The sequence below is a fragment of the Vibrio cidicii genome (genome assembly GCF_009665415.1).
Taxonomy (GTDB): domain Bacteria; phylum Pseudomonadota; class Gammaproteobacteria; order Enterobacterales; family Vibrionaceae; genus Vibrio; species Vibrio cidicii.
In genome coordinates, this window is sequence record NZ_CP035921.1 from 559,787 (window position 1) to 576,165 (window position 16,379).

Sequence of the window (16,379 nt, forward strand, 5' to 3'; positions counted from 1 at the left end):
ACCGCATGGGGTTATTAAATTCGCCAATCATCATCCTTGCGATCGACGCTCTTACCTGACTGAGCAGAATTACTCAGCCAGCTTCGATTCGATATATTGTAGTGCTTTTTCGACCACTTCGTCGATATTCATCGACGTAGAGTCGAGCACAAGCGCATCCTCTGCAGGGCGTAATGGCGCCACTGGGCGGTTACGATCGCGATCGTCACGCTCTTGGATCTCGCTCAAAAGGTCGTCAAATCTAACATCTAACCCTTTATCTTGCAACTGTTTAAGGCGTCGATGCGCACGCTCTTGCGCGCTGGCATCAAGGAAAATTTTCGCCTGTGCTTGTGGGAAAACAACGGTACCCATGTCACGGCCATCCGCCACCAAACCCGGAGCCGTTTCAAAGGCGCGCTGACGGCGTAATAGCGCTTCACGCACTCGTGGTAATGCTGCCACTTTTGACGCCGCCATGCCGGTTTCTTCTTTACGCAGCTCTTTAGAAACGTCTTCACCCTCAAGAATAACTTTGACCAAGTCGCCTTCAGCAATAAATTGTACGTCAAGATGTGTAGCTAGCGGGACAAGCGCATCTTCCGACTCGGTATCCACACCATGATGAATCGCGGCCAATGCTAAGACACGGTAAATTGCGCCAGAATCTAACAGTTGAAAGCCGAGCTTTTTCGACAGCAACATACAAAGAGTGCCTTTACCTGCACCACTTGGTCCATCTACGGTGATCACCGGAGTCTGAGAGGACATGTTCTTCTCCACTTTGTTTTCTTTCTTCGGGCGTATGCCCCATATCAGCGGCGCATATTATAGAGCGAAACCGCTTCTCGGGCGAGGACAAAAGCCGTGTAAAGCATTGCACATGGAAATACTTTCTCAACGCAGTGGCAAAAAAAGAAAAGCGGTGAAAGCTTTTACTCTCACCGCTAGAGTTGTTATAGGCTGATTTGCTCAAAGCTGTCGCTTTAACATGACTCTTTTACAAGATGGGTTTTTGCCCTCTTTCAACCAATTTCAGCAGTACGCCATCGGCCACTTTGCCAGCCACACCCGCTAATTTATCGGCTAGCTTTTTCTTTTGCGTATAGTGAATTGAAAGCACCGTTTTCTCTTTACAAGCGGCCACAATCAGATCATCTGAGGTAGCAATCTCATCGACTAAACCAAGCGTTTGTGCCTGAGTACCAAACCAATGTTCGCCAGTGGCTACTTTATCTAAATCTAATTCAGGGCGATGCTGACGAATGAAATCTTTAAAGAGTCCATGTGTTTCTTCCAGCTCTTGCTTGAATTTGTCTCTGGCTTTGTCGCTGTTCTCACCAAACATAGTGAGGGTGCGTTTGTATTCGCCAGCCGTTAGCTGCTCGAACTCGATATCGTGTTTTTTCAATAATTTATTGAAATTAGGCAACTGCGCAATCACACCGATCGAGCCGACGATCGCAAATGGCGCAGAGACAATCTTATCGGCGATACAAGCCATCATATAGCCGCCGCTGGCTGCCACTTTGTCAACCGAGATGGTCAAAGGCAACCCAGCCGCTTTAATGCGATCCAACTGCGAAGAGGCCAACCCATAGCCATGAACCATACCGCCACCGCTTTCCAAGCGGAGTAACACTTCATCTCCAGGTTTTGCGACCGCTAAAATCGCAGTCACTTCTTCTCTCAGCGAAGCCACTTCTTTGGCATCAATACTGCCATGAAAATCGATCACAAACAGATGCGACTCACGTTTGCTCTCTAGATGCCCCTCTTTGGCCGCTTTTTTGATCTCTTTATCGCGCGCTTTGTCTTTCTCTTTCTCTTCTTTTTTAGTCAATTTGTCGCGAGCTTTAAGAAAAGCCTCATCGTGCAGGTAATGTTCTAAATGCTCAACCGTATGCTTGTACTGCTCAGATAGATCCGTCACTTCCAGTTGGCCTTTTCTCGAAGATGATTTGCTACTGACTGATTTAACCAGCACCAGCAGCACTACCACCGCCACAATAAAGGTGACAACTTTGGCCAAAAACAGGCCATAGTCCAATAAAAATTCCAATGTGATACCCCCTAAAGTGTGAATTAGTGTATTGTAACCATCTTGTCACGATTACCAAGACTTTCCGTTGCATATCTGTTTGATTTTGCAACATAGGAACCATACAAAAAATCAAGAAGGATTGAGCACGGTGGACTATTCAACCTCTGCAGATGCCCTGAACAATAAAGTGATTCTGGTAACAGGTGCTGGTGCTGGCATTGGTCGCCAAGCAGCCCTAACCTACGCAAAACACGGCGCGACCGTTATCTTATTAGGCCGCAACGTCAAAAACCTTGAAAGTATTTACGATGAAATTGAAGCGGCGGGTTACCCTCAAGCGGCGATTATTCCGCTCGATCTCAAGGGTGCAAGCAAGCAAAATTATATCGATATGGCGGAGACCATTGAAGGCCAGTTTGGTCGCTTAGACGGCCTACTACATAATGCTGGTGTGCTCGCCACTTTAAGCCCGTTTGATCAGATCAGCGAAGAAGACTTTGACGATACGATGCAAATCAACGTCAAGGCGGAGTTTCTGATGACACAAGCGCTGCTGCCCTTATTGCGTAAAGCTGAAGCAGGGCGAATTATTTTTACTTCATCAACGGTGGGCCATGTGGGCCGCTCTTTCTGGGGCTCGTACTCTATTTCTAAGTTTGCCGTTGAAGGTATGATGCAGATCCTGGCCGACGAAATGAGCAATACGCCGATACGTGTGAACGCGATTAATCCGGGTGCTACCCGTACCCGCATGCGCGAGAAAGCTTACCCTGGCGAAGACGCAAATAGTTTGAAAACACCGGCAGACTTAATGCCGCTTTATCTACACTTGATGGATCCAGCCACAAAGGTCAATGGTCAGTGCATTGATGCTCAACCAAAGCGTTAATAATCGCCTCTCACCGTTTGAGTAATTCTTTACCTTTGGGCCGCAGTACTTTCGTATTGTGGCCCTTTTCATTTTTGTCGCTAAATTTTCTTGCCAGTTTCTCTCGCATCAATATACTGTATATATATACAGGTGTTATTCTATGCAAGATATCATTCAAACTTTAAAAAATCAGCACTTAATCTGGCAAGCCGATCAAACCTCGACTGAGCAGAGTGACATTGTCATAAGCTCAGGCTATACCGAGCTAGATCATCTACTTGGTGGCGGTTTTCCTTCTCACGGCGTGGTGGAGATAGAGTCTCAGTTGGCGATTGGCGAGCTGCGTTTGCTGACATCCTTGTTGCAACAACGCTTCCAAGAAGGCATGGTCGTTTTGCTGCAACCGCCAGCTCAGGTTAATGCCGCCTTTTTCGCTTACTTAGGCTATCCGTTAGCAGAAACGCTCGTTCTCCTGCCTGACTCAGCCAAAAAAGCATTGTGGGCGGCAGAACAATGTTTAAAAAGTGGCGCTTGTCGCTGCGTTTTGCTGTGGCAAAACGAGCTTGAAATCCATCAGGTGAAACGGCTCCAAGTTGCCAGTGAACAAGGCGCCAGTCTGATTTTCGTTTTTCGTTTACCGCAACCCATGCGTCTTTCATTACCTGTATCACTCAGCCTTACTCTACAGCCAAGACCATTTGGCCTCTGTGTGCAGGTGATAAAGCGCAAAGGCGGTTGGTCACGAGGTACCACTGAGATCGACTTTCGGCCACTCTTTACGTCGTTAACCTTACCGAGCGCGACGTTACCCGATAGCGTGCTTTCTTTTCCTGTGGTTCGAGAGGGCTAGTACGATGAATCTATGGCTCTATCTCCATTTTCCCGCTTTGCAATTAGACAGTCTTACTGAGGCAGAGAAGGACGTTGCAATTGCCATCGTCAATAAGCACTCTCACCAGGTCATGCAATGCAATGCGGCCGCTAAAGCAGCCGGAGTTCAGCCTAATATGGGCCTTGCAAGCGCTGCTGCGCTTTGTGCCCATTTGCAAGTCGTGCCTTATGATGCAGACATTGAGAACAATAGGCTTAAAGAGATCGCCCAATGGCTCTATCTGGTGACCGCCGATCTGGTGCTGATGCCTCCGCAAGGACTGTTGATCCGCGCTAGCCATATGTTGCAGTTGTACTCTGGCCTCGCAGGTTACTGGCAAGTTTTATCGGCTCATTTAAAACCGCTTTCACTGCGCTTCCATTATGCTTGTGCTTACTCTCCCCTTGCCGCCATGCTGCTTGCCAAAGCAGGCAATGATTTACTAAGTGATGATCGCGATGCCATTGCCCTGCGCTTAGGGCAGCACGATTTGCAATGCACTGAACTGTCCGTTGCAACGGTCGAGAAACTGCGCCGCGTCGGGATTAACACCTTAGCGGATTTATTGGCTTTGCCTCTTGCAGAGGTTGCACGGCGTTTTGATATCGATCTGGTCAACTATCTCGGTAGGCTGACCGGGCAATTTAAACATCCCGTCGATTTTTATCACCCGCCCGCCCATTTTCGCCAAGAACTTGAGCTACTGTATGAGATTGAAAATGTGCAGTGGTTAGAAAAGCCATTGAGCAAGTTATTAAAGCAGCTTGAAAACCACCTCCGATTACAAGATCAGGTTGCCTATGAATTAGCACTGACATTGCAACAACGCGAAGGACAGCGCAAGCGCGTTATTTTTACTTCAGCACAAGGAGATTACCTCTGGCACAAGTGGCAAACGCTTGCTTGCCTAACACTGGAATCTTTAACCTTAGACGCCCCCGTAACGCGTTTAACGCTTGAAGTGCAAAGGCAAGGTGAGCATGGGCTCAATAAAGCGGAGCTGTTTTCAAAATTGACTGGCGTTCTATCCGCTGCTGAGCTTTGCTCGCTGTTGCAGGCTAAACTGGGTAACGAGGCCGTTGTACAACCTTCCCTTAAGCAAGATCCACGGCCAGAAAAAGCCACCGACTATCGGCCCGTTTTGCAGTCGTCCCCACATCGCCTTCCTGATTGCCATGCATTGCGACCTAGCTTTCTTCTAACTACTCCTGAGGTTTTGCGCCAACAAGTCGATTTAATTCACGGGCCAGAAAGAGTGGTCAGCGGTTGGTGGGATGGCGATGATGTAATGCGCGACTACTTCATCGCCCGAACTCATGATGGTCAGTGGCTATGGATCTTTCGCGATCCACAGCAACGCTGGTTTGTTCACGGACTTTTCTGTTGATTGACGATGCTTTACGCCGAACTTTTTTGCCAAAGTAACTTTTCTTTCCTCACTGGCGCTTCGCATCCAGAAGAACTGGTTTTACAAGCGGATTTTCTCCGTTATCACGCCATTGCCATCACCGATGAGTGCTCACTAGCTGGGGTTGTGCGAGCTCATACCGCGATCAAAGAGCATCAACTCAACATCCGTCAGATCGTTGGCAGCATGTTATGGTTAAGCGGTGAGTGCCAATGCCTGTTGTTGTGTCCAGACCGCCTTGCGTATGCTGAGTTATGCCGGATTATTACTAACGCCAGAAGACGCTGCACTAAAGGAGAATACCAGTTATCGGAGTGGGACTTGATGTCTGCCAAGCACTGTTTGATCCTTTGGTTGCCTTGTGGGAAAAGCCGCGATCTGCATTGGGGAAGATGGTTGCAACGCCACCATACTTCCCGGCTCTGGATCGGGTTGCAAAGACATCTGCACCATGACGACCAAACGTACCGCGAGCATTGTCTATCTCTCGCCAAAGAGCTCAATCTACCCATCACGGCTTGTGGCGGCGTACTCATGCATCACAGCGAACGTTTGCCCTTGCAACATACCTTAACGGCCATTCGCCAAGGCTGTACTGTCGAAGAGCTGGGGACAGATAGATTAACCAATGCCGAGCGCAGTTTGCGCGATGCCGGGAAACTGCAAAAACTCTTCAAAGCCGAATGGCTAGCCGAAAGTGTGCAGATTGCTAAACGCTGTACCTTCAGCCTTGATGAGCTGAGATATCAATATCCAAGTGAACTGATCCCTGATGGCTTTACCCCCGACGGCTATTTACAACACCTCGTCCATGCGGGCAAATACCGCCGTTTTCCCCACGGTGTACCCGCTCATATCGAGGAGATCATTAGCAAAGAATTAGCATTAATCAAAGAACTTCAATACGCCTTTTTCTTCCTCACCATTCACGACATCGTGATGTTTGCCAAACGGCAGAACATTCTTTATCAAGGCCGGGGCTCAGCCGCGAATTCTGTCGTGTGCTATTGCTTGGAAATCACCTCGGTCGATCCTCGTCAAATCTCGGTTTTGTTCGAACGTTTTATTAGCAAAGAACGTAATGAACCGCCTGATATTGACGTGGATTTTGAACATGAACGCCGCGAAGAAGTTATCCAATACGTTTACCGCAAATACGGTCGAGAGCGAGCGGCGATAGCTGCAACCGTGATCACCTACCGCTTCAAAAGCGCACTGCGAGAAGTGGGTAAAGCGCTTGGGCTGGAAGAGACTCAGCTAGAGTTTTTTATTAAAAACATTAATCGCCGCGATCGCTCGCTCGGCTGGCAGGCACAAATTGTTGAGCTTGGACTCAAGCCTGATTCACTCAAAGGGCAGCATTTTATTCACTTGGTTAACGAGATTATTGGCTTTCCCAGACATCTCTCTCAGCATGTGGGCGGCTTTGTCATCTCCGCAGGCCCACTGTATGAGCTGGTACCGGTGGAAAACGCGGCTATGCCGGAAAGAACGATCATTCAATGGGATAAAGACGATCTTGAAAGCCTGCGGCTACTGAAGGTCGACATACTGGCACTAGGCACGCTAACGGCGATCCGACGCTGCTTTCAATCGATTCAACATCACCACCACCGTACGCTTTCCCTCGCCGAGATCACACGCTTGCAAGACGACCAACAGGTATACAAGATGATCCAACGTGCCGATACGATTGGTGTCTTCCAGATTGAATCACGTGCTCAAATGAGCATGCTGCCACGCTTAAAACCAGCCAATTATTATGACTTGGTGATCCAAATTGCGATTGTTCGCCCAGGACCAATCCAAGGGGATATGGTCCACCCATTTTTAAAACGGCGGCGCAAAGAAGAAGCCGTGACTTACCCATCCAAAGAGGTACAAGCGGTATTAGAACGCACTTTAGGTGTACCAATATTTCAAGAGCAAGTGATCAAACTGGCGATGGTCGCCGCAGGCTTTAGCGGCGGTGAAGCAGACCAGTTACGTCGTGCGATGGCCGCTTGGAAGAAAAATGGTAGCGTATTCAAATTTAAATCGAAGCTTATCAATGGCATGCAGGAGCGCGGCTATGAAGCGCAATTTGCCGAACGAATTTTTGAACAAATTTGCGGCTTTGGTGAGTATGGTTTTCCTGAAAGTCATTCTGCCTCTTTTGCGGTACTCGCCTACTGCTCCGCCTGGCTCAAACATTACTACCCTGCTGAATTTTATGCAGCTTTACTCAACAGCTTACCGATGGGTTTTTACAGTGCATCACAACTTATTCAAGATGCGCAGCGACATGGTATCGAGGTATTGCCTGTGTGCGTTAATGGCTCTGAAAAGCAGCACACTCTCGTACGTGTTGGGCAAAAGCCGCTTGCGATTCGCTTAGGGCTGAGTCTAGTCAAAGGGCTGAGCGAAGAAGGAATCCATCGGCTGATCCAGCACCGCCCGGCACAAGGTTACCAGACGATCAATGCGGTCAAGCAGACACTTAATCACCAGCGAGATATGGAAAGTTTAGCTTCAGCCAACGCACTGCACAGCATTTCTGGAAATCGTTATCAAACTCGCTGGCAAGTGATGGACTCACTGAGCGACTTACCCCTATTTTCCAGCATAGTAAATAGTGACCACTCGCTTCACTCCACGCCGAGTGACTACCAGAATTTGATTGAAGATTTTGCATCCACGGGCGTTTCTCTTGGCCAGCATCCCATCACTATGTTGTCACGGGCCGGAATGTTGCCCAAATTCGTACGTTGTCAGGAGCTAAGCCAGCTTTCCCACCGCTCTGCCGTAACCGTTGCAGGTTTGGTAACGGGTCGCCAAGCACCGGGAACCGCGACGGGCGTTACTTTTGTCACCCTAGAAGATGATACTGGCAATATTAACGTGGTCGTTTGGCAAGCCACCGCAAGAGCGCAAAAGCACGCTTATCTTTCTGCAAAGGCACTGATGGTGAAGGGCATTTTAGAAAGAGAGGGCGAGGTCGTTCATGTGATTGCAGGCAAGCTCATCGACCTGACACCATATCTGACAGAACTGAGTACTCACTCGCGTGACTTTCACTAATCCATATGCGCGGCGAAGACACTCTTTGTACCTAAAAAACATGCATCAAAAAAGGAAGCGCTCGCTTCCCTTTCTGGTGATGTGCAACAAATCTGAGCCACTTATAGAATTTCTCTTAAGCGGTCTTGCGCGACTTCCACCAGCAAATCTGGCTGGAACTTGGAGATGAAGCGGTCACAACCCACTTTCTTCACCATGGCTTCATTAAAACTGCCACTGAGTGATGTGTTTAAGGTGATGAAGAGTTTGGCCATTCTTGGATCGCTTCGCACTTCGTGTGTCAGCTTATAGCCATCCATTTCCGGCATTTCGGCGTCGGTAATCATCAACAATAGCTCTTTGGTCAAATCCTTGCCTTCATCACACCAAGATTTCAATAATCTCAGCGCTTCTAGGCCATCACGGCACTCAATAATATTTAGCCCGAGCTGCGAGAGTGTATCGCGGATCTGATTACGCGCGGTTGAAGAGTCATCCACAACCAACACATTGCGCCCGACCATGTTTTTGACCAGTTTCTCATCAAGAACTTCCTCGGAGATGGACACATCGTAGTCGACAATTTCCGCTAACACTTTTTCCACGTCGATGATTTCGACAATCTGCGTTTTATCACCTTCTTTCACTTGCGTAATGGCGGTGAGGTAATTGCTGCGTCCGGACGTTTTTGGTGGCGGCTGAATTTCGGTCCACGCGGTGTTAATAATGTTACGTACCTGTCCAACCAAGAAGCCTTGTACCGTACGGTTGTACTCCGTAATGATCAGGTTTTCTTCTTGACCAGCCATTTGCGAAGGTGGAAAACCGATAGAGCGCCTAAGATCAATCACTGGCACAGGCTCGCCACGCAGCGATGCGACACCGCGAATGTTGTAATGCGCGCCAGGCAGCTTGGTGAGAGGAGGCACTTTCATCACCTCTTTCACTTTAAACACGTTAATTGCAAATAACTGACGGCTATTCAAACTGAACAGCAAAAGCTCCAGACGGTTTTCGCCGACCAGATTGGTTCGCTGGTCTACAGTATTTAAAACTCCAGACATACAACATCCTAAATGGGTTAAAACTCTATTAAAAATAGCCTAAAAAATGCAAGCCATAGCAAAAGTACATGAATGAAAAATGGATAGCAATCAACTTACCTGATTTGGGATAAGCAGCTCACTAAACCTAGCGCAAGAACAATAGTGAGATACGAGAAAATAGAAATTTTATAGTAGAACCATTGGCCTGATGCTTGTTCAGGCCAGAATGGCACATTAACCTTCGACGACCTTCATTAACAGTAAACCATCGTATAACGCTTGTTTAATTAACGCCGCACCAGGCATAGTCGCTTGCTTATAGAAGCGTGATTCGACTAACTCAAGATCTTGGTGATAAACGGGCAGACTTTGCTCTTCAATACATTGGCGAATCGAGGGATACAGAACGTCTTTGGCTTGGTTAATGACTCCGCCAATAAGAATTTTTTCTGGGTTAAATAAGTTAATGACGATAGCAATCGCTGAGCCCAAATAGCGGCCGAGCTTTTCAATCACAGCCACACACAGCGGGTCGCCATTCGCCGCCGCTTCACAAACGCTCTCAATGGTAATCTCTTCCATTCCAGACAAAATGGACTCTTCTCCCTGAGCGATACGCTCAAACACCTCTTGGCGTATGGCTTGTGAACTGGCCACCGTCTCTAAACAGCCTCGGTTGCCACAATGGCATTGACGGCCGTTGGGGTCTATCTGAATATGACCCAACTCACCAATGTTGCCGTGTCGCCCTTGCAACACTCGACCGTCTAAGATGATCCCAGCGCCAAGACCGTGGTGAATCGAAATCAATACGGAGTTCTCATTTTCTTGCGAGTGACCAAACAACTTTTCGGCCAGAGCCCAAGCACGGGTGTCATTCGCAATAAAAACAGGTAATCCGGTGGCTTTATAGATTTCAGGGCCCAATGCGAGATTTTCAACATTGTAATGGGGCATTTGCAGCACAATACCTTGCTCAGAATTGACCAAGCCAGGTAGCGTAATCGCGATACTGGTAACGCGATCGAGCTGCTCTGCATACGTTTGAAAGAATTCTTCGATTTCGTGTAGAAGGCGGGCTAAAACATCCTCTTGATCGCGTTCATGAATATCGATTTTGGTATCAATAAGTACTTCGCCGCCCAACTCGTGGAGTGCAATTGTCAGATAGCCGCGGCCCAACCGCATCGAGAGAAACTGCCAACCGACGTTATTTACTTGAAGCCCTACCGCCGGACGTCCACGACTGGTCGCTTCCTGCACTGTTGTTTCATGCACAAGATGCGCTTCGATCAACTCGCGGGTGATTTTTGTGATGCTCGCTGGCGCCAATTGACTTTCTTTGGATAGGTCTATCCGGGAAATTGGCCCTTTGAGATCAATCAGTTTATATACACGACCAGCATTGATCTGTTTGATATGATCAATATGGCCCGGTTGAGCCATGTACATCTTGCACTCCAACATTCTATAACTGAGTAATTTTTTTACTTTGCGAAGTAATTGTGAAGTGAATTGATAGAACCCCGTGACAAGCGTCACGTATAAACATGAATCTTTGTGTATTCAATCAAATATCCACAAATTAATCGCTGATAGATTTATTCTCAGATAACTTATTTTTAAATGAAAAATTTCCTATAACGCTGGAAAGTCAGCCATAAACCGACCACGCTTCTCAATAGAAAGTGTCACACACATTCCTGGAGTCTCTATGACCAGCAAGCTTAGAAGAACAAAAATTGTCACTACATTAGGCCCTTCAACTGACAAAGGTAATAATTTGGAAGAGATAATTCGTGCAGGAGCCAACGTAGTGCGGATGAATTTCTCACACGGCAGTACAGAAGATCACAAACAACGTGCGGAAAAAGTGCGCACCATTGCGGCCAAATTAGGCAAGCAGGTAGCCATTTTGGGTGATTTGCAAGGCCCAAAAATTCGGGTATCGACGTTTAAAGAAGGCAAAATAAACCTCAATGTCGGCGACCGATTTACGTTAGACAGCGACCTACCCAAAGGTGAAGGGGATCAATACTCCGTCGGCCTCGATTATAAAGCCTTACCAAGAGATGTTGGGCCAAATGATATTCTGCTACTGGATGATGGCAGAGTGCAATTGCAAGTATTGAACGTCGAGGGCAATCGGGTTCATACCGAAGTGATTGTCGGCGGGCCGCTCTCCAACAACAAAGGCATCAACAAAAAAGGCGGCGGTTTATCGGCTGACGCACTCACCGAAAAAGATAAGCAAGACATCCTAACGGCCGCTGAAATCCAAGTGGATTACTTAGCCATCTCGTTTCCTCGCAATGGTGAAGACATGAATTACGCCAGACGCCTCGCTCGGGATGCCGGATTAGAGGCCAAGCTGGTGGCTAAAGTGGAACGGGCTGAAACGGTTAAGAATGACGAAAATATTGATGACATCATCATGGCTTCTGATGTGATCATGGTGGCTCGCGGCGATTTGGGGGTTGAAATTGGCGACCCCGAGCTGATCGGTGTGCAGAAAAAGCTGATCCGCCGTGCCAAAGAGCTCAATCGCGTGGTGATTACCGCGACACAAATGATGGAGTCCATGATCGAAAACCCTATGCCGACACGCGCAGAAGTCATGGACGTTGCTAACGCGGTTCTCGATGGAACCGATGCGGTGATGCTCTCTGGCGAAACCGCCGCGGGGAAATACCCGGTTGAGACCGTTCGTTCCATGGCGGAAGTGTGCATCGGCGCAGAGAAGATGATTGAAGCAGGTACGCAAAACTACCGAATTGACAAATCGTTCGCCACCGCTGAAGAAACCATTGCCATGTCGACCATTTATGCGGCCAACCATATGGAGGGAGTCAAAGCGATGGTCACTTTAACGGAATCTGGCCGCACCGCGTTGATGACATCTAGATTAAACTCTCTACTGCCCATATTTGCCCTATCGCCCAACGAACGGACTCTCAATCGCTGTTCGCTCTATCGCGGCGTCACCCCCGTGTTCTTTGATACCAAAGTGGAGACAGGCTTCGACGTTGCGCTTGCGGCACTCAATACGCTAAGAAAGAAAAAATTGTTGGAATTTGGCGACCTAGTGATTATCACCCAAGGTGACATTATGGATGTAGAAGGCTCGACCAACTGTATGCGCATCTTACCTGTGTTTGAGTAAGCTTTACTTAAGGGATGGGAAAGCCAGTGATTACTGGCTTTCATCTAAACGAAGCAAAGTTTCTTTCACTCGGGTCTGGCGCAGTGACTCATACTGAGCAATAAACCGATTTCCTGCTTGTACGCCTAGTTCATAATCCGCTAGTAGATCTTTTTTATCGCTAAGCAACGACGAAGAACGTAGCGGTCCATCCGGCGTTATTTGAATTACAAAGGTATCATCTGGCGGTTTGGCAAGAAAATCTCGCGTTAAGGTGTAAGTCTGATAGTGCACCATCAGCATATCCGCCAATCCTGAATCAAAGTTATCGCCAATAAGATGGCTAAGACGATAAATGTTATCGGCCCCAAACAACCAACGCCCACCGTTTAGCAAGCGAATTGGTTCACCTTTCTCACTTTGGGATGCTGCAATTTGCTGCTGGAAGAAGTGACTCCAATCGTCTTTCCATCGATTGAGCCGGCTCTGCCACTTACCTTGCACGCTGCCAAAAGAGCGGCGAAACCATTCCATTTCCTCTCTCTGCGCTGCGGCTGATTGCTTGACATCCACTTTTTCTGGCAACGTAAACGGCTCTGTTCGAATCACAATAATGGCTCTGGCGTTACGGCGCCAAGCTTCCTGAACAGGAATGGAGGCTGAGACACCGCCATCCACATACTCACGCCCACCAATCGTCACTGGCTTGGAATAGAGTTTAGGAATCGCACAAGTTGCCAGCATAGTTGGATACCAATTTCGCCCAAAGATCGGCAAATATTTATCAGTGAGCGTACTGGTGTCGGTTACAGAAGCAAAAGCTTGACGGCAGGCCAAGCTCGCTTCTCCTAGATCTAAGTCAAGCTTGTAGGGATAAGCACAGATCTTATCCAAGGCCCAATCCAACCCCAAGTACTGCTTGTTCCTGATATAGCTGAAAAGATTGAAAAATTCTTGAGACGTCGTCAACTCGGTAATGAATGCTTTACCGAGCCCATGCTGTCGACATAAATAAGAGCAAAGATTTAACGCCCCCGCAGACGTCCCAAAAAACTCATCAAATGGGTCGAAATTGGCAAGGATAAAAGCGTCCAACACACCCGCAGTGAAAATTCCTCTTTGCCCGCCACCTTGGGCGACCAATGCGGTTTTCCCATGCTGGTACTTAGCAAAACGCTCTGTATCTAGGTTGATGTAACCGTTCGTGACAATACCGCTGTTTATTGCCATCGCTGTTACCTAATTTTAAGCGGCAGCGATCGCAATAAAACCAAATGACAGTAGAACCGCAAACACAGTTGCTGTGATGATTAGGGCTGTTTTTAGATCGTGTTCCATAGGCACCTCCATGCTGTAACAAAGTAATAACAGCTGTAAGAATTATGTTCAAGAACTGTCTAATATGCCAGCGCGAATTTGAAGCTAGTATCACAATTAAACAATTGGAGACAAAGGGATTTAGTATGTTACATAGAAGTCTCGTTTTGGCCGTTATCAGCTTGCTGATCACCACGCAAGTTCAGGCACAAACATTGAATGTGATGATTACGCCGTTTCTCGGTTTCGTCGGAGGTGGTGCGGTAGAAGATGCCACGGGTAAAAGCTATGATCTCACCCCCTCAACAAGCTATGCCATTGCCTTAGAAACGCCACTTGAGAAAGGGCGTGTCGGCTTTTTCTATTCCTACCAAAGCTCCGATTTGCAAGGTGTCGAAAATCAATACGGCTTTCACTACTTACATTTCCAAAGCAGTATTTACTATCCATCCCAATCTGGGTTTACTGGTTATCTTGGACTCGGGCTAGGTAGTTCCTATGCCGATGTGGATTGGGCGGACAAAAAATTTGGCTTCTCAGCCAGCATATTCGGCGGTATCGAGTATAAAGTGAGTGACAATCTCGCACTCACAGCACAACTGCGCTGGTTAGGTACTGTGGTCGATAATGACACATCGGGCGTTTGTACTTCATCAGAGGCAGGACAGAACTGCGTTATTCGTTTCGAAACCGACTGGATGAATCAGTTGCAATCCAACTTGGGATTGACCTTCAAGTTTTAACAACAACACAACAATATCTGCTGCGAGGGTGTATGAAAACTAGCCATACACCCTAGTGGGCAAAAACAGTTTATCTTCCAAGACACTTGGTCAATTACAGAATAATAGTCTGTCACACCGCCAATGTTCAGCCACGATCGATCTGCTTTCTTCCATTGTTACAAGATATAAACCAGACAAACCGCCAAAATTAACAAATGTCATCTATTGCGCCACACCGGATAAATCGCTAGTCTTCTACTCAAGCGACAGCTGAATATTTCAGATTTCGCAAACACACATCCAGCAATTAAACATTTTATTCTAGATTTTTCTGCCGATAACGACATATACACTAAGAATTACGTTATCAATAGGTTAACTACTAAGTTGATTGTGAATTACCGTTATTCCTATCTCTAGTCAAAAACTTGAGCAGAAAAGCTTCATTCCTCAGGGAGTCGTATAGGAGTCTTATATGAAGCGAGAACAATGGGGATCCCGTGCGGGGTTCATCTTAGCCGCTGTAGGTTCAGCGATAGGTTTGGGAAACATCTGGCGTTTTCCGTATATGGCCTATGAAAATGGTGGTGGCGCATTTTTTATTCCTTACCTTTTTGCCATGATCACCGCGGGCATTCCATTCATGATCCTTGAGTTCAGTATGGGTCAAAAATACCGTGGCTCGGCGCCAAAAACACTCGCTAAAATCCATGCCAAATTTGAGTGGCTGGGTTGGTTCCAAGTCGGTGTTGCCGCCGTGATTGCGGTTTATTATGTGGCTGTAATTGGTTGGGCAATTTCTTACTTTGGTATGTCTTTCACCCAAAGTTGGGGAACAGATACGAACGCTTTCTTCTTCAGTGAGTATCTTGGTTTAGGTGATAACTCACCCACTAACTTAGGTAGTATTCAGTGGAAGATTGCGATTGCGATGTTGATTGCTTGGGCGATCACTTATGCAGCGATTGTGGGCGGGGTAAAATCCGGCATTGAACGAGCCTCCAAGATCATGATGCCTATTTTGTTCATCATGGTGCTGATTCTGATTGGACGCATGGTTTTCCTACCTGGTGCTTTAGATGGCGTGAACTATATGTTTGCTCCTGACTTTAGCAAAATTTGGGATGTCAAAGTTTGGGCAGCCGCTTACGGACAGATCTTCTTTACCCTAAGTATCGGCTTTGCCATTATGTTGGCTTACTCAAGTTATTTGCCAGAGAAATCAGACATCACAAATAACGCCTTTATGACGGTGTTAATTAACTGTGGTTTCTCTATCCTAGCAGGCATCATGATTTTCTCAGTGCTTGGTTACATGGCGCAAGAACAAGGCAAACCACTTACTGAAGTCGTCTCTGCGGGTGTGGGGCTGGCCTTTGTGACGCTTCCAGCGGCGATCAATCTACTGCCTGCACCTTATATCTTGGGCCCGCTGTTCTTCTTCGCTCTTGTCGTGGCTGGATTAAGCTCACACATCTCGATTATGGAAGCAGTTACGTCCGCTATCATCGACAAACTTAACTGGAGTCGTAAAAAAGCGGCAACCATCGTGGTGGGTGTGGGTGTGGTGGTTTCAATGGCCTTTGCAACCAATGGTGGCTTATTACTACTTGATTTGGTTGATCACTTTGCTAATAACGTCGGCATCATGTTCGGTGGTCTGGTGGAGATTGTGTTGATGGCATGGCTACTAAACAAAGTGGCAGACGTCCGTGGCTATGTAAATAATATCTCGGATTTCACCATTGGTACTTGGTTCGATGTTTGCTTGAAATTCATCACACCAGCGGTATTGGCGGTGATTCTGGCAACCAAGCTGCAGGCTCTGCTTACGGAAGGGTATGGTGGTTACGATCTGACACTGGGTTGGGCCGTTATCGGTGCCTTGTTTATCTTTGGCTTTGCCATCAACTTAACCAATCGGAAGGAGGCATAAT

Annotated in this window: 13 protein-coding genes; 7 read left to right on the forward strand and 6 right to left on the reverse strand. The window is 47.4% G+C overall.

The window, feature by feature from the left end; genetic code table 11:
- Positions 1–69: 69 nt before the first annotated feature.
- Entirely contained in the window at positions 70–750 is a 681-nt protein-coding gene (cmk, locus tag EWA64_RS03550) for a (d)CMP kinase (protein ID WP_039443355.1), read from the reverse strand.
- 229 nt (positions 751–979) lie between these two features.
- The gene (sohB, locus tag EWA64_RS03555; RefSeq protein WP_061893471.1) at positions 980–2,041 is read right to left on the reverse strand and encodes a protease SohB; all 1,062 of its coding nucleotides are present in this window, start codon (positions 2,039–2,041) and stop codon (positions 980–982) included.
- Positions 2,042–2,171: 130 nt separating this feature from the next.
- On the opposite strand from sohB, the gene EWA64_RS03560 reads away from it, so the two are divergent.
- The 4 genes from EWA64_RS03560 to EWA64_RS03575 all read left to right on the forward strand — a co-directional run bounded on the left by EWA64_RS03560 (position 2,172) and on the right by EWA64_RS03575 (position 8,233).
- Positions 2,172–2,912 carry a YciK family oxidoreductase gene (locus tag EWA64_RS03560; RefSeq protein WP_039443360.1) on the forward strand — a complete coding sequence of 247 codons (741 nt, stop codon included), beginning with the start codon at positions 2,172–2,174 and terminating at the stop codon, positions 2,910–2,912.
- A 142-nt stretch (positions 2,913–3,054) separates the two neighbouring features.
- The gene (imuA, locus tag EWA64_RS03565) at positions 3,055–3,744 is read left to right on the forward strand and encodes a translesion DNA synthesis-associated protein ImuA (RefSeq protein ID WP_061893472.1); all 690 of its coding nucleotides are present in this window, start codon (positions 3,055–3,057) and stop codon (positions 3,742–3,744) included.
- A gap of 4 nt (positions 3,745–3,748) precedes the next feature.
- The gene (locus tag EWA64_RS03570) at positions 3,749–5,152 is read left to right on the forward strand and encodes a Y-family DNA polymerase (protein ID WP_061893473.1); all 1,404 of its coding nucleotides are present in this window, start codon (positions 3,749–3,751) and stop codon (positions 5,150–5,152) included.
- A 6-nt stretch (positions 5,153–5,158) separates the two neighbouring features.
- Complete coding sequence (locus EWA64_RS03575; RefSeq protein WP_061893474.1) at positions 5,159–8,233, forward strand: error-prone DNA polymerase; 3,075 nt, start codon at positions 5,159–5,161, stop codon at positions 8,231–8,233.
- 101 nt (positions 8,234–8,334) lie between these two features.
- On the opposite strand, the gene EWA64_RS03580 is transcribed toward EWA64_RS03575, so the two are convergent.
- Positions 8,335–9,276, reverse strand: a complete 942-nt coding sequence (locus tag EWA64_RS03580) for a chemotaxis protein CheV (protein WP_039429780.1) — start codon at positions 9,274–9,276, stop codon at positions 8,335–8,337.
- 216 nt (positions 9,277–9,492) lie between these two features.
- A complete protein-coding gene (mlc, locus tag EWA64_RS03585; RefSeq protein WP_061893475.1) occupies positions 9,493–10,710 on the reverse strand; it encodes a sugar metabolism global transcriptional regulator Mlc in 1,218 nt (405 codons plus the stop codon).
- Between the two features lie 262 nt (positions 10,711–10,972).
- Between mlc and pyk the strand changes: the two genes are divergently transcribed.
- A complete protein-coding gene (gene pyk, locus EWA64_RS03590) occupies positions 10,973–12,421 on the forward strand; it encodes a pyruvate kinase (protein ID WP_061893476.1) in 1,449 nt (482 codons plus the stop codon).
- A 30-nt stretch (positions 12,422–12,451) separates the two neighbouring features.
- Here pyk and EWA64_RS03595 read toward each other — a convergent pair whose 3' ends face one another.
- The gene (locus EWA64_RS03595) at positions 12,452–13,630 is read right to left on the reverse strand and encodes a patatin-like phospholipase family protein (RefSeq protein ID WP_061893477.1); all 1,179 of its coding nucleotides are present in this window, start codon (positions 13,628–13,630) and stop codon (positions 12,452–12,454) included.
- Positions 13,631–13,645: 15 nt separating this feature from the next.
- On the reverse strand, positions 13,646–13,738 hold the full coding sequence (gene cydH, locus EWA64_RS03600) for a cytochrome bd-I oxidase subunit CydH (RefSeq protein ID WP_139045625.1): 93 nt from the start codon (positions 13,736–13,738) through the stop codon (positions 13,646–13,648).
- Positions 13,739–13,863: 125 nt separating this feature from the next.
- On the opposite strand from cydH, the gene EWA64_RS03605 reads away from it, so the two are divergent.
- Together EWA64_RS03605 and EWA64_RS03610 are read left to right on the forward strand one after the other, a co-directional pair.
- Positions 13,864–14,460 carry a hypothetical protein gene (locus tag EWA64_RS03605; protein ID WP_061893478.1) on the forward strand — a complete coding sequence of 199 codons (597 nt, stop codon included), beginning with the start codon at positions 13,864–13,866 and terminating at the stop codon, positions 14,458–14,460.
- Between the two features lie 457 nt (positions 14,461–14,917).
- Positions 14,918–16,378: a sodium-dependent transporter gene (locus tag EWA64_RS03610; protein ID WP_061897118.1), complete on the forward strand. Its 1,461-nt coding sequence runs from the start codon at positions 14,918–14,920 to the stop codon at positions 16,376–16,378.
- Position 16,379: the final 1 nt, after the last annotated feature.

What these genes read in the sequence shown, in the direction of transcription:
- cydH (WP_139045625.1), bottom strand. Translation starts at nt 13,738, where the DNA reads ATGGAACACGATCTAAAAACAGCCCTAATCATCACAGCAACTGTGTTT.
- imuA (WP_061893472.1), top strand. Translation starts at nt 3,055, where the DNA reads ATGCAAGATATCATTCAAACTTTAAAAAATCAGCACTTAATCTGGCAA.
- EWA64_RS03580 (WP_039429780.1), bottom strand. Translation starts at nt 9,276, where the DNA reads ATGTCTGGAGTTTTAAATACTGTAGACCAGCGAACCAATCTGGTCGGC.
- EWA64_RS03610 (WP_061897118.1), top strand. Translation starts at nt 14,918, where the DNA reads ATGAAGCGAGAACAATGGGGATCCCGTGCGGGGTTCATCTTAGCCGCT.
- mlc (WP_061893475.1), bottom strand. Translation starts at nt 10,710, where the DNA reads ATGTACATGGCTCAACCGGGCCATATTGATCATATCAAACAGATCAAT.
- EWA64_RS03605 (WP_061893478.1), top strand. Translation starts at nt 13,864, where the DNA reads ATGTTACATAGAAGTCTCGTTTTGGCCGTTATCAGCTTGCTGATCACC.
- cmk (WP_039443355.1), bottom strand. Translation starts at nt 750, where the DNA reads ATGTCCTCTCAGACTCCGGTGATCACCGTAGATGGACCAAGTGGTGCA.
- EWA64_RS03595 (WP_061893477.1), bottom strand. Translation starts at nt 13,630, where the DNA reads ATGGCAATAAACAGCGGTATTGTCACGAACGGTTACATCAACCTAGAT.
- EWA64_RS03570 (WP_061893473.1), top strand. Translation starts at nt 3,749, where the DNA reads ATGAATCTATGGCTCTATCTCCATTTTCCCGCTTTGCAATTAGACAGT.
- EWA64_RS03575 (WP_061893474.1), top strand. Translation starts at nt 5,159, where the DNA reads ATGCTTTACGCCGAACTTTTTTGCCAAAGTAACTTTTCTTTCCTCACT.
- pyk (WP_061893476.1), top strand. Translation starts at nt 10,973, where the DNA reads ATGACCAGCAAGCTTAGAAGAACAAAAATTGTCACTACATTAGGCCCT.